This is a genomic window from Streptomyces sp. WMMC500 (assembly GCF_027497195.1).
GTDB lineage: Bacteria > Actinomycetota > Actinomycetes > Streptomycetales > Streptomycetaceae > Streptomyces.
This window is the reverse complement of the sequence record NZ_CP114905.1, coordinates 2,484,005-2,503,823: the sequence shown is the minus strand read 5'-3', so window position 1 is coordinate 2,503,823 and position 19,819 is coordinate 2,484,005. Positions and strand designations below refer to the sequence as shown.

Annotated in this window: 13 protein-coding genes; 9 read left to right on the top strand and 4 right to left on the bottom strand. The window is 74.7% G+C overall.

Annotated features, from left to right (window positions below; all coding sequences use genetic code 11):
* Positions 1–183: a hypothetical protein gene (locus tag O7599_RS10155; RefSeq protein WP_281621800.1), complete on the bottom strand. Its 183-nt coding sequence runs from the start codon at positions 181–183 to the stop codon at positions 1–3.
* A gap of 202 nt (positions 184–385) precedes the next feature.
* Between O7599_RS10155 and O7599_RS10150 the strand changes: the two genes are divergently transcribed.
* The gene (locus O7599_RS10150) at positions 386–3,451 is read left to right on the top strand and encodes a helix-turn-helix transcriptional regulator (protein ID WP_281621799.1); all 3,066 of its coding nucleotides are present in this window, start codon (positions 386–388) and stop codon (positions 3,449–3,451) included.
* Between the two features lie 62 nt (positions 3,452–3,513).
* Here the strand turns inward: O7599_RS10150 and O7599_RS10145 are convergent, their stop codons facing one another.
* Positions 3,514–4,671 (bottom strand): PQQ-dependent sugar dehydrogenase, encoded by a 1,158-nt coding sequence (locus tag O7599_RS10145; protein ID WP_281621798.1) that lies wholly within the window; start codon positions 4,669–4,671, stop codon positions 3,514–3,516.
* A 144-nt stretch (positions 4,672–4,815) separates the two neighbouring features.
* Positions 4,816–5,808, bottom strand: a complete 993-nt coding sequence (locus O7599_RS10140) for an aldo/keto reductase (protein WP_281621797.1) — start codon at positions 5,806–5,808, stop codon at positions 4,816–4,818.
* A 115-nt stretch (positions 5,809–5,923) separates the two neighbouring features.
* On the opposite strand from O7599_RS10140, the gene O7599_RS10135 reads away from it, so the two are divergent.
* From O7599_RS10135 to O7599_RS10100, 8 genes are all read left to right on the top strand, one after another.
* On the top strand, positions 5,924–6,841 hold the full coding sequence (locus tag O7599_RS10135; protein WP_281623333.1) for a 2-hydroxyacid dehydrogenase: 918 nt from the start codon (positions 5,924–5,926) through the stop codon (positions 6,839–6,841).
* 352 nt (positions 6,842–7,193) lie between these two features.
* A complete protein-coding gene (locus tag O7599_RS10130) occupies positions 7,194–10,070 on the top strand; it encodes an EAL domain-containing protein (protein ID WP_281623332.1) in 2,877 nt (958 codons plus the stop codon).
* A 229-nt stretch (positions 10,071–10,299) separates the two neighbouring features.
* Positions 10,300–12,267, top strand: a complete 1,968-nt coding sequence (locus O7599_RS10125; RefSeq protein ID WP_281621796.1) for an acetolactate synthase large subunit — start codon at positions 10,300–10,302, stop codon at positions 12,265–12,267.
* 29 nt (positions 12,268–12,296) lie between these two features.
* Positions 12,297–12,821: an acetolactate synthase small subunit gene (ilvN, locus tag O7599_RS10120; protein ID WP_018838935.1), complete on the top strand. Its 525-nt coding sequence runs from the start codon at positions 12,297–12,299 to the stop codon at positions 12,819–12,821.
* 162 nt (positions 12,822–12,983) lie between these two features.
* Entirely contained in the window at positions 12,984–13,982 is a 999-nt protein-coding gene (ilvC, locus tag O7599_RS10115) for a ketol-acid reductoisomerase (RefSeq protein ID WP_281621795.1), read from the top strand.
* 213 nt (positions 13,983–14,195) lie between these two features.
* On the top strand, positions 14,196–15,815 hold the full coding sequence (gene serA / locus O7599_RS10110) for a phosphoglycerate dehydrogenase (RefSeq protein WP_281621794.1): 1,620 nt from the start codon (positions 14,196–14,198) through the stop codon (positions 15,813–15,815).
* A gap of 229 nt (positions 15,816–16,044) precedes the next feature.
* Positions 16,045–16,710 carry a TetR/AcrR family transcriptional regulator gene (locus O7599_RS10105; protein WP_281621793.1) on the top strand — a complete coding sequence of 222 codons (666 nt, stop codon included), beginning with the start codon at positions 16,045–16,047 and terminating at the stop codon, positions 16,708–16,710.
* 54 nt (positions 16,711–16,764) lie between these two features.
* A complete protein-coding gene (locus tag O7599_RS10100; RefSeq protein WP_281621792.1) occupies positions 16,765–18,279 on the top strand; it encodes an MFS transporter in 1,515 nt (504 codons plus the stop codon).
* A gap of 227 nt (positions 18,280–18,506) precedes the next feature.
* On the opposite strand, the gene O7599_RS10095 is transcribed toward O7599_RS10100, so the two are convergent.
* Positions 18,507–19,733, bottom strand: a complete 1,227-nt coding sequence (locus O7599_RS10095; RefSeq protein WP_281621791.1) for a helix-turn-helix domain-containing protein — start codon at positions 19,731–19,733, stop codon at positions 18,507–18,509.
* Positions 19,734–19,819: the final 86 nt, after the last annotated feature.

The window sequence follows — 19,819 nt, the reverse complement described above, 5'->3', positions numbered from 1 at the left end:
TCAGGCCGCCTTCACCCAGCTCCCGCGGCGGGCGGCGGCGCCGCCCGGCCCGCCCGTGCCGTCGGCGCCGGCCGCCCGGCGCCGGCGTGCCCGGCGCGGGGCGGCGCTGCGCGCCAGCCGGTACTCCTCCGCGCTGCGGCGCAGCTCGGCGGACCGGTCCCGGTGGATCTCGTACTCGTACATCGTCGCTCCCCTGTGAGTCGGCTGCGGTGCCGTGTTCTCCCTGTGCCTCCATGCTCGTCTCCCAGGGGGGTGGGGCACATCGGGCGACTTCCTCATCTCCGCGCGCGAGGCGCCTTAGCCGGCGCGCCGGCGGGGTCCCGCGGCCTAAGGCCCCGCCTTACGGTCTCGCCGGGTGCGGGCCCGGCCGGGCGCGTGACGTGCGATGCTCGGTCGCGTGGAGTCCCCTGAGCCCCCGGAGCCGGCGGTCGCGGACGCCGGCATACGCGTCGGCGCCCGCGTCTTCGTCGGCCGCGCCGCGGAGCTGGGCGCGCTGACGGAGGCGTACGACCGGGCCGCCGCCGGCGCGCCGTGCGCCGTGCTCGTCGGCGGCGAGGCGGGCGTCGGGAAGTCCCGGCTGGTGGAGGAGTTCCTGGCCCGCGCCGAGGCCGCCGGCGCGGTCACCGCCGTCGGCAACTGCATCGAGTCGGGCGCCGACGGCCTGCCCTTCGCGCCCTTCTCCACCGCGCTGCGCGCCCTGCGCCGCCGCCTCGGCGACCGGCTGGACGAGGCCGTCGCCGGGCAGCACGGCGAGCTGGCCCGGCTGCTGCCCGAGCTGGGGCCGATCCCCGACCTGCCGGCCGCCGCGCAGGGGGAGGCCGGGCGGGCGCGGCTGTACGAGCTGGCCGCCCGGATGCTGGAGAAGCTGGCCGGCGAGCGGGTGCTCGTGCTGGTCGTCGAGGACCTGCACTGGGCCGACCACTCCACCCGCGAGCTCCTCGGCTACCTGCTGCGCTCCGTCCAGGCCGCCCGCCTGCTCGTCGTCGCCACCTACCGCTCCGATGACCTGCACCGCCGCCACCCGCTGCGCCCCGGCCTCGCCGAGCTGGACCGGCTGCGCTGCGTACGCCGCTTCGAGCTGGCCCGCTTCAGCCGCGACGAGGTACGCAGCCAGCTCGCCGGGCTGCGCGGCGGCGAGCCGGCGGAGGAGCTGGTGGCGGAGGTCTACGGGCGCTCGGACGGCAACGCCTTCTTCGTCGAGGAACTCGCCGAGGGCATCGGCACAGGCGGGCCGGGGGCGGCCGGCGGGAGGCAGGCCGCCGGACTCGGCGCGTCGCTGCGCGACCTGCTGCTCGTACGGGCCGAGGCGCTGCCGGACCCCGCGCGCCGGGTCGTCGCGCTGGCCGCGGTCGGCGGCGACCGCGTCGACACCTCGCTGCTCGCCGCCGTCTCCGGGCTCGGCGACGACGAGCTGTTCGACGCGCTGCGCACCGCCATCGGCGCCGGCGTGCTGCTGCCCGCCGACGAGCGGGTGGACGCCTACCGCTTCCGGCACGCCCTCATGCGCGAGGCCGTCTCCGACGACCTGCTGCCCGGCGAGCGCGCCCGCCTCAGCCGCCGCTACGCCGAGGCGCTGGAGGCCGACCCCGGCCTCGTACGGGCGGACGAGCGCCCCGCCCGGCTGGCCGGCTACTGGTACCAGGCCGGCGACCCCGCCCGCGCGCTGCCCGCCGTCCTCGCCGCCGCCGCGGACGCCCGCGCCCGGCACGCCTTCGCCGACCAGCTCGCGCTGCTGGAGCGGGCCGTCGCGCTGTGGGACGACGCGCCGCCCGAGGCGCGCACCGTGCCGCACTCCGGCGGCGCCTACCCGCCGGCCGACCGCCCCGAGTTCGCCGACCTGCTCGCCGAGACGGTCTTCGCGGCCCGGCTCGCCTCCTCGTTCGGCAGGGCGCTCACGCTGAGCGACCGGGCGCTGCGGCTGCTCGGCACCCGCGCGCCGCTGCGCGCCGCGTGGTTCCGCGTCGAGCGCGCCCGCTGCCTGCAGAGCCTCGGCCGCGGCGACGGGCGCGAGGAGCTGGACCGGGCGCAGGAGCTGGTCCGCGGGCTGCCGCCGTCGCCGGTGCACGCGCAGGTGCTCGCCGAGGTCGCCAACTGGCAGGCGGTGCACACCCCGGGCGCGGGTGCCATCGAGGCCGCGGAGCGCGCCGTGCAGTTGGCGCGGCTGGTCGGGGCGGAGGAGACCGAGCTGACCGTGCGCATCCCGCGGGCCTGGATGATGGTCGACTCCGGCGACGTGGCGGGCGGCATCGCGGAGTTCCACGCGGTCCGGGACCGGGCGCTGGCCGGCGGCCTGGTGGTGGCCGCCGCCCGGGCGTACGGGAACCTGCCCTCGGCCCTCGAAGGCGTCGGCAGGTCCGCGGAGTCGGCCGCCGCGGCCGGGGAGGCGGTCGAGGTGCTGCGCGACTCGGGGCTCGCCCTCTACCTCTCCCTCAGCCACGGCAACCGGGCCAACGCGCTGCTGTCGCTGGGCCGCTGGGCCGAGGCGGAGGAGGCCGCGGCCGCGCAGTTGCGCACCGCGCGCAGCACGCAGTTGCGCGGCAGCGCGCTGCTCGACCGGGCGCTGCTGGCGCTGCTGCGCGGGGACCACCCCGCGGTGCGTCGCGAACTGGCGGCGGCCCGCGCGGAGTTCGGCACCGACCGGCAGCCCCAGTACGAGCTGCCGATCGCCGAGATGACGATCGAGCTGGCCGCCGCGGAGGGACGGGTCGCCGACGTGCGCGCCGCGTTCGGGGAGGCCGTCGGCGACGGGCTGCGGCTGGGGATGCAGCGCTACGCCTGGCCGCTGCTGTACACGACGGCCGCCGCCGAGGCCCGGCTGCGCGGGCTGCCCGCGGCCGAGGCGGGCCGGGCGGCGGCGCTGGCCCGGATCCGTGCGGCGATGCGCAACCTGCCGCGGTTCGCGCCGCCGTGGGAGGCGCAGGCGCTGATGACGGAGGCGGAGCTGTACGTTGCGGAGGGCCGGGACGGCACCGCGCGCTGGGCGGAGGCCGAGGCGGCCTGGGCGGAGCTGGAGTGGCCGTACCAGCAGGCGCTGACGCGCTACCGCCGCGCGGAGTCGCTGCTCGCGGGCGCCCCGGGTCCCGGCGCGGCGCGCGACGGCGCGGCGGAGGCGCTGCGGCGGGCGTACGAGACGGCCAGGGGCCTCGGCGCGGCGCGGCTGGTCCGCGACGCCGAGGCGCTGGCGGCCCGCGCCCGGATCGCGCTCACCCCGGACGCGGTGGCGGCGGAGCCGGCGGACCCGGCGGAGGCGCTGGGGCTGACGGCGCGCGAGGCGGACGTGCTGCGGCTGGTCGCGGCGGGGCGGAGCAACCGGCAGATCGCCGAGGAACTGTTCATCTCGCCGAAGACGGCGAGCGTGCACGTGTCCAACATCCTGGCGAAGCTGGGGGTGGGGGCGCGGGGCGAGGCGGCGGCCGTGGCGCACCGGCTGCGGTTGTTCGAGGGCGGCTGAGCGCCGGACCCCGGCGCGCTGTGCGCGGTGCGCGGGCGGGGCGTACGCCCCCTAGCTCACCCCTAGCTCACCTCCAGCCGCAGGATGCGGTCGTCGCCCTGCTCCGGTGAGCCCCGCAGGTCCGTCTCGTTCGTCATCAGCAGCAGATCGCCGTCCGATGCCCGCTGTACGGTGCGCAGCCGCCCGTACTCGCCGTCGAAGAACGCCTGCGGGTCCGCCGCCGCCTCCGTGCCGTCCAGCGGGATCCGCCACAGCCGCTCGCCGCGCAGCGACGCCATCCAGATCGACCCCTCCGCGTACGCGATGCCGCTCGGCGAGGCGTCAGGGGTGGCCCACTGCACGACGGGGTCGACCATGCCCTCCAGGTTCTCCCTGCCCTCCGCCTCCGGCCAGCCGTAGTTCCCGCCCGGCTCGATGAGGTTCAGCTCGTCCCACTGCTGGTCGCCGAACTCCGCCGCCCACAGCCGCTTGTCGTCGTCCCAGGCCAGCCCCTGCACGTTGCGGTGGCCGTACGAATAGACGACCGACCCCGCGTCCGGGTTGCCGCGGGCCGGCTCGCCGTCGGGCGTCATCCGCAGGATCTTGCCGCCCAGCGACTCCCTGTCCTGCGCCAGCGCCGGGTCGCCGGCCTCGCCGGTGCCGACGTAGAGCATCTTGTCGGGGCCGAACGCGATCCGCCCGCCGTTGTGCCGGCCGCCCTTGGGGATGCCGCGGAAGACGGTGTCCGGTGCGCCCAGCCGGTTGCCCTCGGGGCCGTCCGCGTCGTACGTCATCCGCACGACGCGGTTGTCGCTGTCGGAGGTGAAGTACGCGTAGACCATCTCGTCGGCGCCGAGCGCGAGCCCCAGCAGCCCGCCCTCGTTGCCCGGTTCGCCCTGCACGCCGGGCACCTGGCCGGCCTCGGTGACCTTCCCGCCCTCGGCGGCGACGTGGTAGACGGTGCCGTTGTCGCGGGAGGAGACCAGCAGGTCGCCGCCGGGTAGTTCGGCCAGGCCCCACGGCGTCCGCAGGTCCTCGGCGACGGTGCCGGCGACCTTGGCGGAGCCCCGGTCCGGCGGCGGCGAGCCCCGGCCGGCGGAGCCGCCGCTGCCGGCGGACGCGGCGGAGGAGGACTCGGCGGGTACTCCGGAGTCGTCGTCGTCCCCCGACGAGCAGCCGGCGGCGAGCACGAGTGCGGCGGCGGCTGCCAGCCGGAGGACGACGACGGCGCGGGCTCTCACGGGACGGTTCTCCTCAGGCTGGCGGCGGCCGGAAGTACCCAGCACATCACAACCGTACGTACACCGCGCGCCGGTGGAGCGTTCCCGCCCGTACGGGCCGGTGCGCCGCGCGATCTCCGTCCCCGCCGGCGCCGGCGGGGACGCCTACTCCCACGACCCCTGCGCCGGGGGCAGCGACGCGATCTCCGCCAGGTCGGCCGGCGCCAGCCTCAGCCCCGCCGCCGCGGCGTTCTCCACCGCCCACCGGGCCCGCTTCGCCCCCGGCACCGGCACCACGTGCGCCCCCTGCGCCAGCACCCAGGCCAGCGCCGCCTGCGCCGGCGTGGCGCCGTGTCGCTCGGCGACCCGCCGCAGCCCGGCGACCACCGGCTGGTTCGCCGCCATCATCTCGGCGGTGAACCGCGGGTGCCGGGCCCGTATGTCGTCCGGCTCGAAGCCCTGCCCCGGCGTGAGCGTGCCCGTGAGGAACCCGTGCCCCAGCGGCATCGCCGCGAGGAACCCGACCCGCCGGGCCTGGCACCACGGCAGCAGGCCCGTCAGCGCCTCCGGCGACCACACCGACAGCTCCGCCTGCACGCTGCTGACCGGGAACACCTGCTGCACCCGGCCCAGCCGGCGGATCGTCGCGTCGTACATCCCGCCGCCGGCCCGGCGGTCCGCCCGCGCGCCCACCGCGCAGAACCCCAGGGACCGCACCTTGCCCGCCGCCACCAGCTCCGCCATGGCGCCCCAGGTCTCCTCGACGGGCACCTCGGGGTCCTCGCGGTGCAGTTGGTACAGGTCGATGACGTCCGTCTGCAGCCGGCGCAGCGAGGCGTCGCAGGCGCGTCTGACGTACGCCGGGCGGCCGTTGGCGACGACGTGCTGCTCGCCGGCGAGGAGGCCGACCTTGGTGGAGACGAACGCGTCCGCGCGCCGCTCCTTGAGCACCCGGCCGACCAGCAGCTCGTTGGTGAACGGCCCGTACATGTCGGCGGTGTCGAGCAGGCTCACGCCGGCGTCGAGCGCCGCGCACACGGCCCGTACGGACTCCTCGCCCTGCTGCCGCGACGGGCTGTACGCCCAGCTCATCGGCATGCAGCCGAGGCCGACCGCGCCCACCTCCAGGGCCGCCGCCCCGATCGTCCTGCGCTCCACCCGAGGCACACTAACCCCTGCCGCCGACACCGGTCCCCCGGCCCGGGACGCCTCACCCCTCGCGCCCGCGTTCGCGCGGGGATCACCTAGCCTCGTGGTCATGACGGATGGACAGGTGTGGCTGCCGATTCCGCCGGACGAGATCGCCGGGCTGCCGCCGGAGCTGGACTACGTGCACTGGGACGCCGAGCCCGAGTTCCCCGCCGACCCGGCGCAGTGCGTGTTCCTCGTGGCGCCGTACATGCGGCAGATCACCCACGACCCGGTGCCGCGGATGCGCGCGCTGAAGGTGCTGCAGACGCTGACCGCCGGCGTCGACGCCTATCTGCCCGCGCTCTCCGCGCTGCCGCCGGGGGCCAGGCTGTGCAACGCCCGCGGGGTGCACGAGGCGTCGACCGCCGAACTCGCGCTCACGCTCACCCTCGCGTCGCTGCGCGGCATCCCCGACTTCGTACGCCGCCAGGACGCGGAGGAGTGGCGCACCGGCTTCCACCCGTCGCTCGCCGACAAGACCGTGCTGATCCTCGGCTACGGCGCCATCGGAAGCGCGGTGGAGGACCGGCTTGCGGGCTTCGAGTGCGAGCGGGTCGTACGCATCGCGCGCTCCCCCCGCACCACACCGCGCGGTCCGGTCCACTCCCTCGCCGACGTACGGGAGTTGCTGCCCGCCGCCGACGTGGTGATCGTGACGACCCCGCTGACCGACGCCACCCGGGGCCTGGTCGACGCCGGGTTCCTGGCCCGGATGAAGGACGGCGCGCTGCTCGTGAACGTCGCCCGCGGCGCCGTCGTGGACACGAAGGCCCTGCTGGACGAGGTGGAGCCGGGCCGGCTGCGGGCCGCGCTCGACGTGACGGACCCCGAGCCGCTGCCGCCGGGCCACCCGCTGTGGCACGCCCCCGGAGTGCTCGTCAGCCCGCACACCGGCGGGCCCACGTCCGCGTTCCGGCCGCGCGCGGAGAGGCTGCTGCGCGCCCAGTTGCGGCGGTTCGCCGCCGGTGAACCGGTGGAGCACGTGGTCGCCGTTGCCTGACGGACAACCGTACGAACACTCTACGTAGTTGAGACGCAACTCTCGGTTTTAGTTACGCTCCGTAGAGGAAGTATGTCCCTGCGTGACGAACCTGGTGTATCGTCCGCAGCGGGGATTGCTCCCGACGTCAACGTGGCCGGTGCGCTGCCGGCCGCGCAACCGATATCGAGGGGGGCGATGGGCACATGCACGGCAAGTGGAAATCTTTTCCGGTACGCGGGCAGCGCGGTAGTCCCGCGCGCCTCGCGGCCCTGAGGGCCGGCGTCGCGGCGGGGCCGCGGACGCGGCCGGCTCCCGGCAGCCGGGGGGTGCGGTGACCGCGTCGATCGGAGCGGTGGTGCCCAGGCCGCCGATGCCCGCGGGGGTCGTACCCCAGTTGGTCCTCGCGCTGCTCTGCGCGGGGTACGCCACCGGTGCCGCTCTGGGCTGGGGCTCTCCCCGGGTCGCCCTGATCATGGGGGACTTCGGGCTGAGCGCGGCGGCGTTCGCGGCCGCCTTCTCGTGTCTCTACTACGCGCGTATCCGCCAGGACCGCTTTCGCCCGGCCTGGCTCATGTTCGGCGTCTCGTCCGCCATGGCGGGCATCGGCAACGGCATCTGGGGCTGGTACGAGGTCGTGCTCCAGCGGCCGCTGCCGGAGGCGTCCGTCGCGGACTTCTTCTTCCTGCTCTTCGCGCCACCCGCGGTCATCGGCCTGCTGGTGCTCGCCCGGCGGCCGGTGAGCAGGGCGGGCTGGATCTGCCTGGGCCTGGACACCTGGCTCATCGGCGGCTCCCTGCTCACCATCTCCTGGACCCTCGCCCTGGCGCACGCCGCGGGGGACGACGAGTCGGTGCCGCGCGTCGCGCTCTCGCTCGCGTACCCGCTGCTGGACATCGTGCTGGTGAGCATGGTGCTGGCGCTGCACTTCCGGCGCACCGCCGCGGGCCGCTCCGCGATCAACACGGCGATCGGCGCGCTCGTGCTCACGGTGCTGTGCGACGCGCTGTTCACCTCGCCGCTGCTCCAGGAGCAGTACCGCTCGGGACAGTTGCTGGACGCCGGCTGGTTCGCCGGCTCGGTCCTGCTCGCGTACGCCCCGTGGGTCGGCAGAGGCGAGGAAGCCGAAGAAGTCGAAGAGATCGATCTCGCCGGCGCAGCCGGGGCGGCAGGTCCGGCCGGGCCGGCCGGGGAGCCCGGGGAAGTGGACGGCGCCGGGAAGCGCGGCCGGGAGGAGCGCGCCCGGCCCATCGCCGGGCACATCGGCGCGCTCGCACCGTACCTCGCGGCCGGCGTGTGCACGCTGGGGATCCTGTACAACCTGCTGGACGGCCGCAGCGTGGACCGCGTGGTGCTCATGACCGCGTGCACGGTGGTGCTGGCGCTCGTCGTACGCCAGGCGATCATGCTGCTCGACAACATCAGCCTCACCCAGGAGCTCGCCCAGAAGGAGAACCACTTCCGTTCGCTCGTGCAGGGTTCCAGCGACGTCATCATGATCGCGGCGCCGTCCGGCGTGCTGCGCTACGTCAGCCCCGCGGCCCTCGGGGTCTACGGCACCGACCCGGAGGAACTGGTCGGCTGCGAGCTGGCCGGGCTCATCCACCCCGACGACCTGGGCCGGGTGCTGCACGAGGTGCGGAGGTTCCTGTCGGCGCCGCCCGGCGGCGCCCGGTCGATCCGCATCGAGTGCCGCTTCCGGGCCGGCAGAGGCCGCCGCGGGGGCCCCGGCGCCGGTGACGAGGGCGCGTACGGCGAGGACGGCTGGCTGAACGTCGAGTCGACGGTCAACCGGCACCACAACGGCCTGATCTTCAACTCCCGGGACGTCACCGAGCGTGTCCGCCTCCAGGCGCAGTTGCAGCACAGCGCCTCTCACGACGCGCTCACCGACCTGCCGAACCGCGCGCTGTTCACCGAGCGCGTCGGGCACGCGCTCGGCGGCAGGCGGGCCGGGGACGCGAACGCCGCCGTGCTCTTCATCGACCTCGACGGCTTCAAGGCGGTCAACGACACCGTCGGCCACGCCGCCGGCGACGAGCTGCTCATCCAGGCCGGCCGCCGGCTGCAGGAGTCGATCCGCTCCGGGGACTCGGCTGCCCGGCTCGGCGGCGACGAGTTCGCCGTGCTGCTCGTCGGCGGCGCGGCGGGCGAGAACCGGTCGGACGGCACCGTGCGCGAGCGGCGCACCCGCGAGGTCGCCGACCGGCTGCGGGTGCGGCTCTCCGAGCCGTACACGGCGGGCGGCGTCGAGGTGCGGGTCGCGGCCAGCATCGGCGTGGCCTTCGCCGAGCCCGGCAGCACGCCCGCGGACCTGATGCGCAACGCCGACCTGGCGATGTACCGCGCCAAGCAGGCCGGCAAGGCGCGCGTCGAGCTGTACGCGCCGCAGATGCAGGCCGAAGTGGTGCGCCGCATAGAGATGGCGAACCGGCTGCGCTCCGCCCTGGACGACGGGCAGTTCACGCTCGTGCACCAGCCGGTGGTGGAGCTGTCGAGCGGGCGTCTGGCGGCGCTGTCGGCGCAGCCGCGCTGGCGCTCGGCGCAGGGCATCGTGCACACGCCCGCCGAGTTCATGCAGGGCCCGCCGGACACCGGCGGGCGCGGCGGCGGGCAGGACCGGGCCCGCGCGGCGGAGCTGGCGCGCTGGCTGCTGGAGGCGACGGTCGAGCAGGCCGCCGCGCGGTACGAGGCGGGCATGGGCATCCCCGTGACCGTACGGCTGTCCGCCGCCCGGCTCACCGATCGGAGCATGTCCCCGCCGCTGGTGGAGGCCCTGCTGATGCGCCACGGGCTGCCGCCCGGGGCGCTGACCGTCGAGGTCGCCGACAGCGACGCCCGGGCGGGCATGGACGAGCTGGAGCGGCGCCTGGTCGCGCTGCGCCGCCTCGGCGTGCGCATCGCGCTCGACGGCTTCGGCAGCGGGCACGCCGCCATCGCCGCGCTGCGCCGGCTGCCGGTGGACGTGCTCAAGCTGGACCGGGGCCTGGTCGACGGCCTGGCCGAGTCGCCCCGGCTGCGCGCCATCGCCGCCGGGATGATCGGCATCGCCGGCGAGCTGGGCCTGGACTCGACGGCCGAGGGGGTCGACCTGCCCGAGCAGGCCGAGGTGCTGCGCGCGCTGGGCTGCCGGCACGCGCAGGGCATGGCCTACTGCGAACCACTTGAGGAGGAGCGGGTACGGGACGCACTGGCCCTGGGAGCGTTCGCGCTTCCGGAGGAGGACCCTTCGGCCATTGCGCTCACATAGTGAGACCTGGGTCCCACGAACTTGACACCCCCGGCGCGCCGGGGGCAAGGTCAGGTCCATGCGCACCCGAATTCTCGTACTTGGACAGCGCGTCGGCTGAAGCGGATCCCGACTCCCGGACCGCGCCGACGCGCTCCCCTCGCTTGCCATCTGGCACGAGGGGTTTTTTGTTGCTCGAACCCGCTGCTCCCCCCGACCCTCGCACCATCGAAGACGAGAAGAGAAACCGATGACCGAGCAGGCTCCCCCGCGAAGTGAGCCCCACCCGCAACCACCGCGGGCCCGCAACGGGGGACAGTCCCGCGTCCCGGGGCACACACCGGCAGACAAGACCGTGACGGGCGCGCAGTCCCTCATCCTCGCCCTGGAGGCCGTGGGCGCGGACACGGTGTTCGGCATTCCCGGCGGGACCATCCTCCCCGCGTACGACCCGCTGATGGACTCCACCAAGGTCCGGCACGTCCTCGTCCGCCACGAGCAGGGCGCGGGGCACGCCGCCACCGGGTACGCGCAGGCCACCGGCAAGGTGGGCGTCTGCATGGCCACCTCGGGACCGGGCGCGACCAACCTCGTCACGCCCATCGCCGACGCGCACATGGACTCCGTGCCGCTGGTGGCGATCACCGGCCAGGTGGTGGTCAAGTCGATCGGCACGGACGCCTTCCAGGAGGCGGACATCTGCGGCATCACCATGCCGATCACGAAGCACAACTTCCTGGTCACGGACCCCGCGGACATCCCGCGGGTGATCTCCGAGGCGTTCCACATCGCCGCCACCGGCCGCCCGGGCCCCGTGCTGGTCGACATCGCCAAGGACACGCTGCAGTCGCCCACGGTCTTCTCCTGGCCGCCCCGGCACGAGCTGCCCGGCTACCGCCCGGTGACCAAGCCGCACGCGAAGCAGATCCGCGAGGCCGCCCGGCTCGTCGGCGCCGCCCGGCGCCCGGTGCTCTACGTCGGCGGCGGCGTGCTCAAGGCCCGCGCCACCGCCGAGCTGAAGGTGCTCGCGGAGCTGACCGGCGCACCGGTCGTCACCACCCTGATGGGCCTCGGCGCCTTCCCCGACACCCATCCGCAGCACCTGGGCATGCCGGGCATGCACGGCACGGTGGCCGCCGTCACCTCGCTGCAGAAGTCCGACCTGATCGTGGCCCTCGGCGCCCGGTTCGACGACCGGGTGACCGGCAGGCTGGACACGTTCGCGCCGTACGCCAAGATCGTGCACGCCGACATCGACCCCGCGGAGATCGGCAAGAACCGCGAGGCGGACGTGCCCATCGTCGGCGACGCGCGCGAGGTCATCGCCGACCTGATCGTGGCGGTGCAGAGCGAGCACGAGCAGGGCGACGGGCAGGGCGGGAGCCCCGCCGCCGGCACCGCCCGCTACGCGGAGTGGTGGCAGCAGCTCAACCGCTGGCGCGAGACGTACCCGCTCGGCTACGACCTGCCCGCCGACGGCACGCTGTCGCCGCAGCAGGTGATCCAGCGCATCGGCGAGCTGGCCCCCGAGGGCACGGTCTACACCGCGGGCGTCGGGCAGCACCAGATGTGGGCGGCCCACTACATCGACTACGACAAGCCCCGCACCTGGCTGAACTCCGGCGGCGCCGGGACCATGGGCTACGCCGTCCCGGCCGCCATGGGCGCGAAGGCCGGCGCGCCGGAGGCGACGGTCTGGGCCATCGACGGCGACGGCTGCTTCCAGATGACCAACCAGGAACTGGTCACCTGCGCGCTGAACGGCATCCCGATCAAGGTCGCGATCATCAACAACGGCGCGCTGGGCATGGTCCGCCAGTGGCAGACCCTCTTCTACAACCGCCGCTACTCCAACACCGCGCTGCACTCCGGCTCCCACGGCAACGGCAACGGCAATGGAAACGGCAACGGCGACGGCGGCGCCGAGAGCGCGGGCGGCGCCGAGGAGCGGGCCCGCCAGGCCGCCGGCACCCGCTGCCCGGACTTCGTCAAGCTCGCCGAGGCCATGGGCTGCGTCGGCCTGCGCTGCGAGGACCCGGAGCAGCTCGACGCCGTCATCGAGAAGGCCAACGCCATCAACGACCGGCCCGTCGTCGTGGACTTCATCGTCCACCAGGACGCGATGGTCTGGCCGATGGTCGCGGCCGGCACCTCCAACGACGAGATCATGGCCGCGCGCGACGTCCGCCCGGACTTCGGCGACGGCGAAGACGACTGAGGCCGGGCAGCGAAGAGAGAGACGAAGACATGTCCAAGCACACGCTCTCGGTCCTGGTGGAGAACAAGCCGGGCATCCTGGCCAGGATCTCCGCGATGTTCTTCCGCCGCGGATTCAACATCGACTCCCTCGCCGTCGGCACCACCGAGCACCCGGACATCTCCCGGATGACGATCGTGGTGAACGTCGAGGACCAGCCCCTGGAACAGGTCACCAAGCAGCTCAACAAGCTCGTCAACGTGCTGAAGATCGTCGAACTGGAGCCGGGCGCGGCGGTGCAGCGCGAACTCGTCCTGGTGAAGGTGCGCGCCGACAACGAGACCCGCTCCCAGGTCGTCGAGATCGTCCAGCTCTTCCGCGCCAAGACCGTGGACGTCTCCCCGGAGGCGGTCACGATCGAGGCCACCGGCAGCGGCGAGAAGCTGGAGGCGATGCTGAAGATGCTGGAGCCGTACGGCATCAAGGAGCTGGTCCAGTCCGGCACGATCGCCATCGGCCGCGGCGCCCGCTCCATCACGGACCGCTCGCTGCGCGCCCTCGACAGAACGGCGTAGCGCCTCCGGCGCGGGCCGCGGGGCGCCGCCGGCCGGCCGGGCGTCGTGGCCGGCGGCGCCCCGCCGGAACCGTTCCTGCCAACCGTCGTTAACAACCCCCGACAACCCCCCGCCGCACCAGACGTACGGTGGGCCCATCCGCAAGACCGAGGAGAGACTTCAGTGGCCGAGCTGTTCTACGACGACGACGCCGACCTGTCCATCATCCAGGGCCGCAAGGTCGCGGTCCTCGGCTACGGCAGCCAGGGCCACGCCCACGCGCTGTCGCTGCGCGACTCCGGCGTGGACGTCCGCGTCGGCCTGCACGAGGGCTCCAAGTCCCGGGCGAAGGCCGAGGAGCAGGGCCTGCGCGTCGTCACTCCCGCCGAGGCCGCCGCCGAGGCCGACGTGATCATGATGCTGGTGCCGGACCCGGTCCAGGGCCAGGTCTACGAGGAGTCCGTGAAGGACAACCTCAAGGACGGCGACGCGCTGTTCTTCGGCCACGGCCTCAACATCCGCTACGGCTTCGTCAAGCCGCCCGCCAACGTCGACGTCTGCATGGTCGCCCCGAAGGGCCCGGGCCACCTGGTCCGCCGCCAGTTCGAGGAGGGTCGCGGCGTGCCGTGCATCGCGGCCGTCGAGCAGGACGCCACCGGAGGCGGCTTCGCGCTGGCCCTGTCGTACGCGAAGGCGATCGGCGGCACCCGCGCCGGCGTCATCAAGACCACCTTCACCGAGGAGACCGAGACCGACCTCTTCGGCGAGCAGGCCGTGCTCTGCGGCGGCACCTCGGCGCTGGTCAAGGCCGGCTTCGAGACTCTGGTCGAGGCGGGCTACCAGCCCGAGATCGCGTACTTCGAGTGCCTGCACGAGCTGAAGCTCATCGTGGACCTCATGTACGAGGGCGGCCTGGAGAAGATGCGCTGGTCGGTCTCCGAGACCGCCGAGTGGGGCGACTACGTCTCCGGCCCGCGGATCATCAACGACGGCACCAAGGCCGAGATGAAGAAGATCCTCGGCGAGATCCAGGACGGCTCGTTCGCCAAGGACTGGATGGCGGAGTACCACAACGGCCTGCCGCGCTACAACGAGTACAAGAAGAAGGACAGTGACCACCTGATCGAGACCACCGGCAAGGAGCTGCGGAAGCTCATGAGCTGGGTGGACGACAAGGACTGAGCGCGGCGGTCGCTCTTTCGGGCGGTGGCGGGGCGCATCCGCGCCCGGCCACCGCCCGGCGCCACTACACTCTTCGTACATCGCGCGTCAGGCTCACAGCGTCGTGTGTCCTTCAAACGCGGCAGCACGCGTCTGTCCGGCGGACCGGCGCCTGCACCCTCCACCTGCGGCCGTCGGGACGGCCGTCCCGCACAGGAATCCAGTGAGGACCACGTGAGCACTGCCCCAGCATCCGGCGCCACCCCCGGGAAGCCGGCCGTACTGATCGCCGAGGAGCTCTCGCCGGCCACCGTCGACGCCCTCGGTCCCGACTTCGACATCCGCCACTGCAACGGCGCCGACCGCGCCGAGCTGCTCGCGGCCATCGCCGACGTGGACGCGATCCTGATCCGCAGCGCCACCAAGGTCGACGCGGAGGCCGTCGCCGCCGCGCGCCGGCTGAAGGTCGTCGCCCGCGCGGGCGTCGGCCTGGACAACGTCGACGTACCCGCCGCCACGAAGGCCGGCGTGATGGTCGTCAACGCGCCCACCTCCAACATCGTCACCGCCGCGGAGCTGGCCTGCGGCCTGATCATCGCCAGCGCGCGCAACATCCCGCAGGCGAACGCCGCGCTGAAGGCCGGCGAGTGGAAGCGTTCGAAGTACACCGGCGTCGAGCTGAACGAGAAGGTGCTCGGCGTCGTCGGGCTCGGCCGCATCGGCGTGCTCGTCGCGCAGCGCATGGCGGCCTTCGGCATGCGCGTCGTGGCGTACGACCCGTACGTGCAGGCCGCGCGGGCCGCGCAGATGGGCGTCAAGCTCGTCTCGCTCGACGAGCTGCTGGAGACCTCCGACTTCATCACCGTCCACCTGCCGAAGACCCCCGAGACCCTGGGTCTGATCGGCGACGAGGCGCTGCAGAAGGTCAAGCCGTCCGTCCGGATCGTCAACGCCGCCCGCGGCGGCATCGTCGACGAGGAGGCGCTGACGGCCGCGCTGAAGGAGGGCCGGGTCGCGGGCGCGGGCCTCGACGTCTACGCCACCGAGCCGTGCACGGACTCGCCGCTGTTCCAGTTCGACAGCGTCGTCGCCACCCCGCACCTCGGCGCCTCCACCGGCGAGGCGCAGGAGAAGGCGGGCATCTCGGTGGCCCGCTCGGTGCGGCTCGCCCTGGCCGGGGAGCTGGTGCCGGACGCGGTCAACGTCCAGGGCGGCGTCATCGCCGAGGACGTGCGCCCCGGGCTGCCGCTGGCGGAGAAGCTGGGCCGGATCTTCACGGCGCTGGCCGGCGAGGTCGCGGTCCGGCTCGACGTGGAGGTCTGCGGCGAGATCACGCAGCACGACGTGAAGGTGCTGGAGCTGTCCGCGCTCAAGGGCGTCTTCGAGGACGTCGTCGCCGAGACCGTGAGCTACGTGAACGCGCCGCTGTTCGCGCAGGAGCGCGGCGTCGAGGTGCGCCTGACCACCAGCTCGGAGTCGAACGCCCACCGCAACCTGGTGACGGTGCGCGGCACGCTCGCCAGCGGCGAGGAGGTGTCGGTCTCCGGCACGCTCTCCGGGCCGAAGCACCTGCAGAAGGTCGTCGCGGTCGGCGAGCACGACGTGGACCTGGCGCTCGCCGACCACATGGCGTTCTTCAGCTACGGCGACCGCCCCGGAGTCGTCGGCACCATGGGCCGGATCCTGGGCGAGGCGGGTATCAACATCGCCGGCATGCAGGTGTCGCGGGCCAAGGCGGGCGGCGAGGCGCTGGTCGCGCTGACCGTGGACGACACGATCCCGACGGCCGTCGTGCAGGAGATCGCCGGTGAGATCGGCGCGGCCTCGGCGCGCGCGGTGAACCTCACCGAGTAACGGACCGGGGGAGACCTCGGGCACCGGGCCCGGGCGGGCGGCAGCGATGCCGCCGGCCCGGGCCCGTCGTCGTGCCCGGGCCGGTGCCGGGCCGCGGGGCCGGGTGGGGGCGCGATGCGGAGGATATTCGCCCGGCCCCCTCTCACTTTCCCGCAGACCCGTGAAATCTCTCCGGCCGCCTCCTACGGTGCGGGTAAGTGGAGAATTCCCCTTCGGTTGAGGAGACGTCATGCGGACCCCGATGCGCGCGGACGCCCGGCGCAACCGCGAGCTGATCCTGCGGGCGGCCGGCGAGGTCTTCGTGGGCGAGGGCCCCGACGCCCCGCTGGAGGAGGTCGCCCGGCGGGCCGGCGTCGGCATCGCCACGCTCTACCGCAACTTCGCCAGCCGCGAGGCGCTGATCCGCGGTGTCGCCGTCGCCACGCTCGCCAGCCTGCGCTCGGTGGCCGGACAGGCGCTGGCGGCGGAGGACGAGCCGTTCGAGGCGCTGCGCCGGTTCGCCCACGCCGCGCTCGACCTGCGCATCGGGGCGGTACTGCCCGCGCTCTCCGGCCGGATCCGGATCGACGAGGAACTGGCCGAGCTGCGCGCGCTGACGCTCCGCCCGGTGCAGGAGCTGATCGTACGGGCGCAGCGGGCCGGCCAGCTCCGCGACGACGTCGTCTTCGGCGACGTTCCGTTCATGGTCATGCGGCTGACGCTGCAACTGCCGGGCGGCGGTCTGCCCGAGGGCGAGGCCCTGGCCCACCGCCATCTGGAGCTGTATCTCGACGGGCTGCGCCCCGAGGCCGCCCGCGCCCGCGGCGCCGCGCTGCCCGGGCCCGTCCTCACCGCCGCCCACTTCATCCGGGCCACGGACCGCATCGTCGGCGGGACGGACCGCCGGCGCCCGTAGCCCCCGCAAGCCCCCGGCACCCGAACCGGAAGCACGCACGAGAAAGACAGTGACATGAACACTACAAAAACCACGACGGCTGACCCGCGGCGCTGGCTCGCGCTCGCCTTCATCGGGCTCGCGCAGCTCATGATCGTCCTGGACGTCACGATCGTGAACATCGCGCTGCCGTCCGCGCAGGCGGATCTGGACATCTCCGACGGGGACCGGCAGTGGGTGATCACCGCGTACACCCTGGCCTTCGGCGGCCTGCTCCTCCTCGGCGGCCGGATCGCCGACTACACCGGCCGCCGCCGGGCCTTCCTGACCGGGCTCGTGGGCTTCGCCGCCGCCTCCGCGGTGGGCGGCGCGGCACCGGGCTTCGGCGCGCTGCTGGGCGCGCGGGCCGCGCAGGGGGCGTTCGCCGCGCTGCTCGCGCCCGCGGCGCTGTCGCTGCTCACCACGAGCTTCACCGAGCAGCGCGAACGCGCCCGCGCCTTCGGCATCTTCGGCGCCATCGCCGCCGGCGGCGGCGCGATCGGCCTGGTCACCGGGGGAGCGCTGACCGAGTACCTGGACTGGCGCTGGTGCCTGTACGTGAACGTGCCCATCGCGGCGGTGGCCGCGGCCGGCTGGTGGGCGCTGCCCGCCGACACCCGTCCGCGGGCGCGGCAGAAGACCGACGTGCCCGGTGTGCTGCTCGCCGTGACCGGCCTGGTCGCCGTCGTCTACGGGTGCAGCGAGGCGGAGTCCGAGGGCTGGGACTCGGCGCTCGTGCTCGGCCTGCTCTTCCTCGGGGTTGCGCTGCTCACCGGCTTCGTGCTGCACGAGCGCGGCGCCGCGGCGCCGCTGCTGCCGCTGCGGGTGGTGCTGAGCCGGGCCCGCGGGAGCGCGTTCCTGGGCATCGCGCTGGTCGCGGTCGGGATGTTCGGCCTCTTCCTCTTCCTCACGTACTACATGCAGGTCGTCCTGGGCTACTCGGCGCTGAAGACCGGGGTGGCGTTCCTGCCGCTGACGGCCGGGGTGCTCGCCGGTGCCGGCGGGCTCGCGGCCCGGCTGCTGCCCAGGGTGGCGCCGCGGGCGCTCATCGTCCCCGGGCTGCTGTTCGCCGCGGCCGGCAACGCCTGGCTGGCGACGGTGGACGTGGACACCTCGTACGCGGCCGGGGTGCTGCCGGCGGAGCTGGTCGTGGGCGTCGGGATGGGCATGGTGATGGCCCCGGCGATCAACTACGCCACCCACGGCGTCCGCGAGGACGAGGCCGGGGTCGCCTCGGCGACGGTCAACACCGCGCAGCAGATCGGCGGCTCGATCGGCACGGCGCTGCTCAACACCGTGGCCACCAGCGCCACCGCCGACTACCTCGCCGAGCGCGTGCCGGACGCGGGCGCGCTGGAGGAGCGGCGGGCCGCGGGCGGGCCGGTGCCGGAGGTCGTCAAGGCGGGCCTGGTCGAGGGCTTCGCCACGGCGTACACGGTCGCGTCGGTCGTCCTGCTCGCGGCGGCGGTGGTGGTCGCGGCCCTGATGAACACCCCCCGCCCCGACCGCACCCGCTCGGCGACCGCCACCCCGGCGGCCCACCTGGGCTGAGCCGGCGACCGCGCGTGTGCCGCGTACCGGGGGCGCGGGAAGCCGGGATCGCGTACGGCGGCGGTGGCGTGTGTCCGTGTGCGAGGCCGGCGACCGCAGCCCTGCCTGGCCGCCCGGCAGCGGGCCCGGCGGGGGTGTGCGTCCCGCTTGCCGGGGTGCGGGCTCGCTTGCCGGGGTGCGGGGCTCGCGTGCGGTGCGGGTGGTCCGTGCCCGCGTCCGGGGTGCGGTCAGAGGCGGGCGGACTTGAGGGACATGTGGAGGAGCAGGCGGTCCTCGCCCGCGGTGAGGTCGAGGCCGGTCAGCTCCTCCACCCGGGACAGCCGGTAGTACAGCGTCTGGCGGTGGATGCCCAGCGCGGCGGCCGTGCGGGAGGCCTGGCCGGCGTGGTCGAGATAGACCTCGGCGGTGCGGGCCAGTTCGGCGTGTGAAGGCTCCAGCAGCCGGGCGACCGCCGGGTCGACGCCGCCGGGCAGCTCGGTGAGCAGCCGGTACGGGCCGATGTCCGGCCACCGCGCCACCGGGCCCAGCCCGGGTGCGGCCCACGCCGCCCGCGCGGCGGCGAGCGCCTCGCGCCAGGTGCCGGGCAGCCCGGCCAGGCCCGTCCGCCCGTCGCCGATTCCGGCGACCGCGCCGGGCGCGCCGGCCGCGGCGTGCAGCAGCCGCTCGGCCGCCGTCGCCGTCGGCTCCAGCGCACCCGCGGACGGCAGCAGCACCAGCGCCGCCAGCACCCGTACCGGAGCCGCCTCGCCGCCCGCACCGGCCGCACCGCCCGTCGCACCGCGCACCCGCACCACCGTCGTCGCCGCCGTCCGCGGCAGCCCCGGACCCGGCGCCGCCGGGTCCGCCGGCCGCCAGGGCAGCACCGCCACCGCCGCCACCGGTCCCGCCGCGTCGCCCGGCAGCGCGTCCCGCAGCTCCGCCAGCGCCGCGTCCCGGCCGGCCGCCGGCCCCGCCAGCACGTCGTGCAGCAGCTCCCCCGCCGCGGCGCCCGCCCGGGTCTCCGCCGCCAGCAGCGCCCCGATCCGCTCCGCCGTCCGCATGGCCTGTGCGATCCGCGGGTCCGGCGCCCGGCCGGGCCCGCCCAGCTCGACGTCCGCCAGGTGCCCGTCGTCGAGCAGCCAGAGGTAGCCCTGCACCACGCCGTCGTGCCGCGCCGGCAGGCAGATCCGCCCGGTGAGCACCCCCGCGGAGGGGTCGGGCGGGATCCGCAGCGGCCCGGTCGCGCGGGTGATCCCGTACGCCTCGAACCACGCCCGCACCGCCGCCGTGGAGCGCCGGTGCAGGATGGACTTCGTGCGCACCGGGTCCATGAGCGACGAGACGCCGCCCGACGAGCCGTCGCCGGTGTCGTGGACGCCGAAGGCGATCAGGCCGAAGTCCCGGTCCTCCAGGGTGGCGGGCGCGCCGAGCGCCGCCGAGACCTCGTCCACCAACTGCTGGTAGTCGCCGCGCATGACCGCAGCCTCTCATACATCTGTATGAGGGCGGGCGCTCGGATGCGTGACAGGTGTCGATGGCCCAGGATCGGAGGGATCCTTAG

What these genes read in the sequence shown, in the direction of transcription:
- O7599_RS10100 (WP_281621792.1), top strand. Translation starts at nt 16,765, where the DNA reads ATGAACACTACAAAAACCACGACGGCTGACCCGCGGCGCTGGCTCGCG.
- O7599_RS10130 (WP_281623332.1), top strand. Translation starts at nt 7,194, where the DNA reads ATGCCCGCGGGGGTCGTACCCCAGTTGGTCCTCGCGCTGCTCTGCGCG.
- O7599_RS10155 (WP_281621800.1), bottom strand. Translation starts at nt 183, where the DNA reads ATGTACGAGTACGAGATCCACCGGGACCGGTCCGCCGAGCTGCGCCGC.
- O7599_RS10095 (WP_281621791.1), bottom strand. Translation starts at nt 19,733, where the DNA reads ATGCGCGGCGACTACCAGCAGTTGGTGGACGAGGTCTCGGCGGCGCTC.
- ilvN (WP_018838935.1), top strand. Translation starts at nt 12,297, where the DNA reads ATGTCCAAGCACACGCTCTCGGTCCTGGTGGAGAACAAGCCGGGCATC.
- O7599_RS10125 (WP_281621796.1), top strand. Translation starts at nt 10,300, where the DNA reads ATGACCGAGCAGGCTCCCCCGCGAAGTGAGCCCCACCCGCAACCACCG.
- O7599_RS10150 (WP_281621799.1), top strand. Translation starts at nt 386, where the DNA reads ATGCTCGGTCGCGTGGAGTCCCCTGAGCCCCCGGAGCCGGCGGTCGCG.
- O7599_RS10105 (WP_281621793.1), top strand. Translation starts at nt 16,045, where the DNA reads ATGCGGACCCCGATGCGCGCGGACGCCCGGCGCAACCGCGAGCTGATC.